The organism is Bradyrhizobium sp. Leo170 (assembly GCF_004296405.1).
In the GTDB taxonomy this organism is placed as follows: Bacteria; Pseudomonadota; Alphaproteobacteria; order Rhizobiales; family Xanthobacteraceae; genus Bradyrhizobium.
In genome coordinates this window covers 1-9,110 of the sequence record NZ_PSRR01000350.1, presented here as the reverse complement: position 1 = coordinate 9,110, position 9,110 = coordinate 1, and the positions used below count along the sequence as shown (strand labels likewise).

Here is a 9,110-nt window from a genome sequence, read left to right as displayed (position 1 = left end):
AACGCCCTCGCGGCGCCAGTTGATGCGCCATCTCCCCTTGTGGGAGAGGGCAGCTCCGCCATCACCACCAGGCTCATTCGGGTGAGGGGTTCTCTCCACGTGTACCGCCGCCCGTTCGCGGGGAGCGAGCGCGGCTGCAATTTCAAGCTTATCGGATCATGCGTAACGAACGAGGGCACGAAGCAATCCAGACCGTTTCCGCCGTCGACCTCTGGATTGCTTTGCTTGCACTCGTTAGGCGGCCCTCCTGGCCTGTCAATCCGCGTAGAACTTTCGCGGTTTCTCAACGACTCGCAGCGCGCCGGTGTTGAGCGCGCTCGAGCACTCGTCTTCGTTTTCGCCATCGAGCAGGGCAGCGCCGCAGTGACGGCAGATGCGCGGCGATATCGCCTGCATCTTTCCGACCATGCGGTCCTGCTGATAGCGCGCGAAGTCGATGATGTTACGCCGTGGCGTTATGATCTTCTCAACCATTGCTGTCCCTCCGGCTTGAGGCCGGGGGTTATCGCAGCAAAGTTTCGCTCAAACGTTCAGCGCAACACTCAAATTTTAGCGGAGAATTCGCGGAGGAATTGCGGCAGCTTTGTTGCCTATGTTTCGACGTATTCAGCGATGCTGGTCGGCTCTGGAACCGCAAGGCCATCTGCCCGCAATCCATCAAGATGGAACCTAATGGCCTCGAGGATTTCATTCTCAACGTTCGCAACCGTATCGCCGGTGGCGACGCAGCCTGGCAAATCCGGAACATAGGCGGAATAATTGCCATTCGCCTTCTCGATCAGGACTGCGTAGCGCATCGAGCACGCCCCTAAAGCCACTTCTTCAACTTGAAAAGGTAGTACGGCACGATCGCTGCAATCAGCATCATCACGAGCGCGATCGGATAGCCGTGTGGCCAGTCGAGTTCCGGCATCGCCTTGAAGTTCATGCCGTAGATCGACGCAATCAGCGTCGGCGGCATCAGCACCACGGCCATCACCGAGAACAGCTTGATGATGTTGTTTTGCTCGAGGTTGACGACGCCGAGCATCGCATCCAGCACGAAGGTGATCTTGTTGGAGAGATAGGAGGCGTGGTCGGTCAGCGAGGCGACGTCGCGCTGCATGGTCTTGAGCTGCTCGCGCATGTCCTTGGACCATTTGACGCCTTCGATCACCGCCGACATGAAGGTGACGACGCGTCCGATGGAGACCAGGCTTTCGCGCACTTTCGAGGTCAGGTCGCCTTTGCGCCCGATCTCGATCAGGATCTGCGAGTATCGCTTGGCTTGGCCGTGGCGTTCGCTCTCCGGCTCGAAGATGTCGTGGGAGACCTGGTCGATCTCCGACCCGCAGCGCTCCAGGATGTCGGCGCAACGGTCGATCACGGCGTCGAGCAGTTCCGTCAGCACCATCTCGCCGGAGATACCGGGGGCGCAGGACCGCCCAAGCTTGGCCTCGACCAGCGCGAACGGTTTCGGCTGGTCGTAGCGCACGGTCACCAGTCGATGACCAGCCAGGATGAAGGTGACCGCCGTGGTGCGAGGCATGTCGGTGTCGGACTGGCACATCAGCGTCGCGGTCATGTAGCGCGCGCCGTTCTCGATATAGAGCCGGCTGGAAATCTCGATTTCCTGCATGTCTTCGCGGGTCGGCACCGCGATCCCGGCCAGCCGCTCCACGGCGCGGTCCTCCTCGGGGGTGGGCCTGACCATATCGATCCAGACCGCGTTCTCCGGCAAGGCCGCGAGCTCGTTGGAAACGGCCTTTTTCAGCGCGAAGTCGAAAGGAACGAACACCGACAGCATCAGCAACTCCGGAACGGGGCACCGGCGCACCCAACAGGACTAAACTCGATTCTGGCAAGGGCTTCATGACCGGCGCATTAACCGCCCATCCATATTTGTGGCGGCGGAATGGCGCCGGCGCGCCCCGGATTTGGCAACCGTTGCTGATCTGCACAGAAATCGGCCGCCGATGGCAGGACTTGCGGCAAAAAAGCCACAGCAGAGGTCCCGCAACGCGGGATAGGTCTCTAAACGCTGGGAATAGCGGCAGGTTTCGGCAATAATACGATCAATGAGATGATGGAATCGTGGCGATAGGGGCGCTTTTTCGCGCTGCGAACGCAGATTTTCAACGGAAGTGCACGATGTCGTTGCTGAAAGTTACGCTGGGGATTGTGGCCGCCGGCTGATGTTGTCGGGTTGCATGCAGGCCACAACCTATGAGGCCACCAACGCCGCCATCTTCAAGCCGCGCGACAAGGAGCTGCTGGCGAAGACCACCTACGCGAAAGTTCCGGTCGCCGAGCCGTTCCGCCGCGCCATTGTGGATTACCACCGCAAGGAGGCGCCGGGTTCCATCGTTGTCGACTCCGACAACCACTATCTTTACCTGGTGCAGAAGGACGGCAAGGCGATCCGCTACGGCATCACCGTCGGCGAAGAAGCCATGGCATGGTCCGGCATTGCCAAGGTCGGCAGCAAGACCGAATGGCCGGCCTGGCACCCGACGCCCGGCGAAATCTCCCGGCTCGGCGTTCCGACCTATGTCGCGCCGGGACCTGACAACCCGATGGGTTCGCGCGCGCTCTATCTGTACTCCGGCGGCAAGGACACGCTGTTCCGCATCCACGGCACCAACCAGCCGGAATATATCGGCGCCTCGATATCCTCGGGCTGCATCCGCATGACCAATGAGGACGTGATCGACCTTTATGACCGCGTCGGCGTCGGCACCGTCGTGGTCGTGCTGGAACCGAAGCACGGCGACTCGCCGTTCAATTCGAAGATGGCGCTGCAGGGCGGCGGCAACGCCATGATGCAGTAGTCCGTTCGCGGAAGACGCGATCAAAAGCGCCGGTTTTGCCGGCGCTTTTTTGTTGGCTGCGGTTTGGTCGCTGCACGCTTTAGCTCCGCACCGTCGGAATCGCCGGCATCCCGCTTTGCATCTTCCGACTTCTTGTTTTCCGACTTCTTGTTTTCCGGCTTGGACCCATCCGGCTTACTGTCGGTCTTGGAGTCGCTCTCGGCGTCGGCCTTCGGGTTATCCTTGGCTGCGACCTGGCGCGGCGGCGCTTGTTCCGGGCGCTCGGCCGGCAACAGCGGGGCGACGGCGGGCAGCGGGTCCAAGACATCCCACTGGCAGATCCGATAATTATTTCGCCGCTCCATCCGGTCGAGATGGATGTGGTCCTCATGGTAGCCGTCGGAGCCGGGCCCCAGCACGGTCGTGAAGCGGGTGCAGGCCGAATGCAGCACGGTCTCACGCAGATCGCGCGGCACAGTGCGGTCGGTGAGCGAGATCGAGCGGCCGTTCGCGAGCCTGAAGGCGCGGACATCGAGCGCATTGGCGCGGCCATGCTCGGAAAGCTGCGCGCCGGGGACGCCGTTGCGGCCACGGCATTGGAAGGAATCGAGATTGTCGAGCTCGTTGATCGTGCCGCCGAGCCCGGCGGACAGCGGCGCGATGTCGGTACGCACCCACTCGGCGATGGTGGCGGCCATGGTGCAGCGGAGGATCGCGGCCGGCTTCACCGCAACCTTTCGCTTGTCGGGCAGCACGATCGCCTCCAGCCGCACCAGATCATCGCCGCCGCAGCCGCCGTTGCCATGAATGGCGGGGATGCTTGGCGCGATGGCGATCTCCTCCGTCAGCGCCTGCCGGCAGGCTGAGGGCTGCGGCGCGGGAGCCTGCTCGGCAGCCTTGTCGGCGGGAGCCTTATCAGCGGCTTTGCCGTGATCGGCCGGCGGCGCCTTTTCGGCGGCTGCGGGCGGCTCAGGCGGCTTCGCGGCAGGCGCCTCGGCCGGACGGGGCTTTGGCAATGGCACCACCGCTGCCCGATGGACGGCCCGATGCGGCCTTGGCCGAGGCGGAGCGAACAGGTCCGGCCAGGGAAACTGGACCGATCTGCGGGCCGCCATGGCGGGTTCGGCCAGCATCCCGAGCAATATGGCTACAGTGGTAATCAGTGCCATTCCGGTGCGGCCAAACGCGCCATAAGTGGATTTTCGGCTTGCTTTCTCCGCGCTACAGTTCATGTCAATTTCATGATTGGGTGGCTCGCCATACGGTCTGGCTGGCGGGTCATGCGAGGGAAGAACACTGAGGAGGGACGTGCGTATGCTTGGTTTGATGCAAGACTGGCCTTTGCTGTGTCACCGGATTATCGAACATGCAGCGAAGTATCACGGCACACAGGAGGTCGTGACGCGGTCGGTCGAAGGCCCGATCCATCGCACCACCTATGCGGAAATCCATGCGCGCGCGCTGAAGGTCTCGCAGCGCCTGGAGCGCGACGGCATCAAGCTCGGCGATCGTGTCGCCACCATCGCCTGGAACACTTGGCGCCATCTCGAAGTCTGGTATGGCATCATGGGTATCGGCGCGATCTGCCACACCGTCAACCCGCGCCTGTTCCCGGAGCAGATCGCCTGGATCATCAACCACGCCCAGGACCGCGTGGTGATGACCGACCTCACCTTCGTGCCGGTGCTGGAGAAGATCGCCGACAAGCTTCCGAGCGTCGAGCGCTATATCGTGCTGACCGACAAGGCGCACATGCCAGAGACCACGTTGAAGAACGCGGTCGCCTATGAGGACTGGATCGCGGCGTCGGACGGCAAGTTCGAGTGGAAGACGTTCGACGAGAACACCGCAGCGGCGATGTGCTACACGTCGGGCACCACGGGCGACCCCAAAGGCGTATTGTATTCGCACCGTTCCAACGTGCTGCATGCGTTGATGGCCAACAACAAGGATGCGCTGGGCACATCCGCAACCGATACAATGCTGCCGGTGGTGCCGCTGTTCCATGCCAATAGCTGGGGCATCGCTTTTTCCGCGCCCTCGATGGGCACCAAGCTGGTGATGCCAGGGCCGAAGCTCGACGGCGCCTCGGTCTACGAATTGCTCGACACCGAGAAGGTGACCCACACCGCCGGCGTGCCGACGGTGTGGCTGATGCTGCTGCAGCACATGGCCGCCAACAACCTGAAGCTGCCGCATTTGGAGATGGTGATATGCGGCGGCTCGGCGATGCCGCGCTCGATGATCGAGGCCTTCCTCAACATGGGCGTGGAACCCCGCCATGCCTGGGGCATGACCGAGATGAGCCCGATCGGCACCGTCGCGGCGCTGAAACCGCCCTTCGAGGAGCGCACCGGCGAGGAACGGCTCGACGTCCTGCAGACGCAGGGCTACCCGCCGTTCGGCGTCCAGATGAAGATCACCGACGATGCCGGCAAGGAGCTGCCGTGGGACGCCAAGACCTTCGGCCGGCTCAAGGTCTCGGGCCCGTCGATCGCCAAGGCCTATTTCCGCGTCGACGGCAGCATCCTCGACGAACATGGCTATTTCGACACCGGCGACGTCTCGACGATCGATGCGCACGGCTACATGCGGATCACCGATCGCTCCAAGGACGTGATCAAGTCCGGCGGCGAATGGATCTCGTCGATCGACCTGGAGAACCTCGCGGTCGGCCATCCGGCCGTGGCCGAGGCGGCCGTGATCGGTGTGTTCCATCCGAAGTGGGATGAGCGTCCGCTCCTGATCGTGCAGCTCAAGCAGGGCCAGCAGGCGACGCGCGAGGAGATCCTGAAGTTCATGGACGGCAAGATCGCGAAATGGTGGATGCCCGACGATGTCGTCTTCGTCGAGGGCATTCCGCACACCGCGACCGGCAAGATCCTGAAGACCGCGCTGCGCGATCAGTTCAAGAGCTACAGCCTCCCGACCGCGGCGGCGTAACGAACAGGTTCTCCGTCATGCCCGGGCTTGCCCCGGGCATCCACGCGGCTTGGCGAGAGCCTCGTACAGGCTGTGAGCGAATCCTCTGTCGTCTGGTGTCATTCCGGGATGCGTGCAGAGCACGCAGGCCCGGAATCCATCGGGCCACAGGCGCAGGCGGAGAAATGGATTCTCTGATGTGCAATTGCACATCAGAGTTCGCGCGGAGCCTGTCATCGGGCCGCGCTTTGCGCGGACCCGTTGGCGCGCCCCGGAATGACGGAGGATAATTCGCGAAATCCCGTAGGGTGGGCAAAGCGACTTCATTCACCGCAGCTCAAACGAGCGCCGGTGGAAGCGTGCCCACCATCACGAGCGGAGTGATAATGGTGGGCACGCTTCCGCCTTCGCTCTTCGAGCTACGGCGGACAAGTCGCTTTGCCCATCCTACAGCCGGCGCAAGTTGATGCGCCCTCTCCCGATATCGTCGAGATTCACGGGCGCGTGCGAGGTGCGGTGCAGGGATCAGCGGATGGGCGCGAGCGCATCAAGCTGGCGCTGAGCTTCGGGTTCGCCCCATTCTTTCGCTTTTTGATACCAGTTGCGGGCCTGCGCGAGATCCGCGAGCGGGCCACTGGCGCCCAATTGCTTGAGCACGATCGGGTCGTAAGTCCGGGCGAGGAGCAGCGCGGCGCGCGCGTCTCGTGCTTCGGCGGCGTGCAGCAGCAATAGCCTCGCCGCCGCGATGTCGCCGCTGGCGAGCAAATCCTGTCCGCGCTTGACGACAACAGAAATTTCCTTCGGATCCAGATTGCGCACGGTGTCCATCTGCGGCGGCGGGGAAGCGGCTGCAGGCCGAGCCGGCGCCGCAGCCACGACAGCCGCCGGTGGCTGCGCCGCGACGCTGGCAGCGGGTTTCCAGGAAAGCCGGATCGAACTACCCACGAGCGCCGCACCGTCGCCGTCACGCAATTCTACCGTCACCACCATCTGGTCGACGAAGCCGTCCGGCGGAATGACCGACACGGCGGAAATCTCCGACGTGGGCACGCGCCACTCGTTGGCGGCGACGCGCTTGCCAGCCGTCAGCCGCGCGCCGGCTGGCAATCCACTGATGGCAATGACGGCGCCAGGAGGGGGAGCACCCACGCGCACACCGAGCGGCAGCGGGTCGTCGGCGAGCCCGCTGCTGTCCTCGACGACAAGGGTCGCGGCCCGCTTGCGTTGCGGCGCCGGAAAGAGCGAGGTCTTGAGCGACTGCCAGGAAGAGGCGATCGATGCGATAAAGTTCGACCGAACCCCAGGACTTTGCGACGCCGGAATCGCCATGACGAGGATCATCGCGATGCCTGCCGCAACCGCTGCCGCGATCGCGAACCTCGCTCCCACGCGGAGCAGCGCGCGCCTTCCCGAGTCGCGGAGGACGGATGGCACCTCGATAGGCTCCATCGCTTCCTGCATGGCTTGGGCGACGGCCTTGGTGAACATTTCCGAATGGTCGCGACGTCGAGGCTTGCCCAGCGGTTGCAAGGGCGGATCGTCGGCAGTCAACGATGGATGCTCCGCGGACCGTCTGAGCGACGCCGTCGGCTGCCCGCTTATCGCCCGCTCCCGTGGCGCGCAGTAGATCGGATCGTTGGGATCAACGTAGCCTTCGTCCCTGCCACCACTCATACTGAACGCTCGCCCTGAGGCGGCTGCCCACCAGCCCCGCTGATGTACGCCGGCTACGCTGTCTGCGATCCTTACAGCCCATGAGGATGCAACCGCGCACCTCCGGTCCGCCTGGCGGCAACGACCGTGAGCCTAGGTCACTCTTGCAACGTTTCCGGCTGACGCCCGCCGTTATCCTTTTTTGATTGCCGTTCGCCGATGTCCTTCGCCAGGACGGTCCCTTCGCTTCGATGGTTCCGACAACCTAGAGTGGAGCCTTTAGCCCAAAGTTCCGCCGAGTCAATCTGCAACTAAAGATCAGTTTGATTGAATGGTTAATCGGCGAGGTTGCCAGATTTTCCCGTCGCTCGCCCCATATCGCCCGCAAACCTTGAAATTGCCGGGCCGCCGTGGTCTCAAGCTGCCAGTTTTCATCCGGCCCCTGGCAGTGGGCCAAGCCACAACACGGCAGTTCTCACCGATGGCCCGCAGGTTTTCTGTTCCCTATCAGTCGGAGCCGGTGTCCAGCCTCGCCACCTGGGCACGCAACCTCGCGATCTTCTCCGCCGTCGCGGTGATCGTCTCGATCCTCATTGTCCGCTTCGGCTTCCTGGAGATGAAGCCGGCGCTGGCGACCTTCTTCGGCGCGCTGGCCTGTGCGGGACTTTCGATCCTGCTTGGCTTCGCCGCCTTCGCCGCGATCTGGCAGAACGGTTCGCGCGGCATGGGCCGCATCCTTCTGGCCTTCCTGATCAACGCGCTGGTGCTCGCCTATCCCGCCTATCTCGCCGTGCAATATCGCCGGCTGCCGCCGATCCACGACATCACCACCGACCCGATCGATCCGCCGCGGTTCGAGGCGCTGTCGCGCCTGCGCACCAGCGACGACACCAATTCGGCCGTCTATGCCGGGCTCTACTCCGCCGACCAGCAGCGCCGCGCCTATCCCGATATCGAGACCGTCGAGCTCGAAGTGCCGGTGGACCGCGCTTACACGGTGACGCTGCAATTGGTGAACCGGCGCAAATGGCTCGTGATCGATGAGCGCCCGCCGACGCCACCGCGCCGCATCGGCCGCATCGAGGCGGTGGCGCGCACGCCGATCATGGGCTTCCGCGAGGATGTCGCGATCCGCATCATGCCCGACGGCGAGGACTCGCGGGTCGATATCCGCTCCGCCTCGCGCTATTTCGAGGCCGACCTCGGCAGCAACGCCGCGCGCGTGTCGAAGCTGATCGAGGACATCAACACCGCCGTCGACAACGCGAAGCCGGCCACGCCGAAGAAGGCGCCAGCACCGCCGAAGGCGCAGGCGAAGACGGTGAAGAAGTGAGGCGGTCGGTTGGACACCGCTGGGGCCTGTACTCCTAAATCACCCAGCAGCGTCCGCTTTCGGGCAAACCGGACATCGAGCCAACATCGCCGAATGACCGAGTCTGACCCGAAGGCGACCTTAAACTCGTAACCAGCGAGAGGCTGATCGCAGCTCAGCAGAGTCCTTGGTGGGACTTAGCACAAGCGACACGCCCCCCAGGATGCGCAGCAACCCGCGCAACCACCGAACCCCCAGCCACCATACCCCCAGCCACCGAACCCGATGTCGTCATCGAACCCGATGTCGTCATAGAACCCGATGCTGAACCCGCAGCCGCCGCAACCGCAACCACGGAAGCCAAGGCAACCACGGAAGCCACCGCAACCTCGGATGCCAACAAACCTGCCACCACCGCAACCTCGGATGCCGAC

At 63.5% G+C, this 9,110-nt stretch carries 7 protein-coding genes and 1 pseudogene; 3 read left to right on the top strand and 5 right to left on the bottom strand.

Features of this window, described 5'->3' with window-relative positions:
* Positions 1 to 255: 255 nt before the first annotated feature.
* The 3 genes from CWO89_RS36320 to CWO89_RS36310 form a co-directional block, all read right to left on the bottom strand.
* On the bottom strand, positions 256 to 474 hold the full coding sequence (locus CWO89_RS36320; protein ID WP_245476739.1) for a hypothetical protein: 219 nt from the start codon (positions 472 to 474) through the stop codon (positions 256 to 258).
* A gap of 116 nt (positions 475 to 590) precedes the next feature.
* A complete protein-coding gene (locus CWO89_RS36315) occupies positions 591 to 797 on the bottom strand; it encodes a type II toxin-antitoxin system HicB family antitoxin (RefSeq protein ID WP_130583200.1) in 207 nt (68 codons plus the stop codon).
* An 11-nt stretch (positions 798 to 808) separates the two neighbouring features.
* Entirely contained in the window at positions 809 to 1,786 is a 978-nt protein-coding gene (locus CWO89_RS36310; protein WP_130583199.1) for a magnesium transporter CorA family protein, read from the bottom strand.
* 344 nt (positions 1,787 to 2,130) lie between these two features.
* On the opposite strand from CWO89_RS36310, the pseudogene CWO89_RS36305 reads away from it, so the two are divergent.
* Positions 2,131 to 2,810 (top strand): annotated as a pseudogene (locus CWO89_RS36305) (L,D-transpeptidase).
* Between the two features lie 20 nt (positions 2,811 to 2,830).
* Here the strand turns inward: CWO89_RS36305 and CWO89_RS36300 are convergent.
* Positions 2,831 to 3,958 (bottom strand): extensin family protein, encoded by a 1,128-nt coding sequence (locus CWO89_RS36300; protein WP_463703030.1) that lies wholly within the window; start codon positions 3,956 to 3,958, stop codon positions 2,831 to 2,833.
* Between the two features lie 145 nt (positions 3,959 to 4,103).
* On the opposite strand from CWO89_RS36300, the gene CWO89_RS36295 reads away from it, so the two are divergent.
* Complete coding sequence (locus CWO89_RS36295) at positions 4,104 to 5,732, top strand: fatty-acid--CoA ligase (protein WP_130583197.1); 1,629 nt, start codon at positions 4,104 to 4,106, stop codon at positions 5,730 to 5,732.
* Between the two features lie 504 nt (positions 5,733 to 6,236).
* On the opposite strand, the gene CWO89_RS36290 is transcribed toward CWO89_RS36295, so the two are convergent.
* Positions 6,237 to 7,262 (bottom strand): hypothetical protein, encoded by a 1,026-nt coding sequence (locus CWO89_RS36290; RefSeq protein ID WP_245476738.1) that lies wholly within the window; start codon positions 7,260 to 7,262, stop codon positions 6,237 to 6,239.
* A gap of 583 nt (positions 7,263 to 7,845) precedes the next feature.
* Between CWO89_RS36290 and CWO89_RS36285 the strand changes: the two genes are divergently transcribed.
* On the top strand, positions 7,846 to 8,697 hold the full coding sequence (locus CWO89_RS36285) for a DUF1499 domain-containing protein (protein WP_130583196.1): 852 nt from the start codon (positions 7,846 to 7,848) through the stop codon (positions 8,695 to 8,697).
* Positions 8,698 to 9,110: the final 413 nt, after the last annotated feature.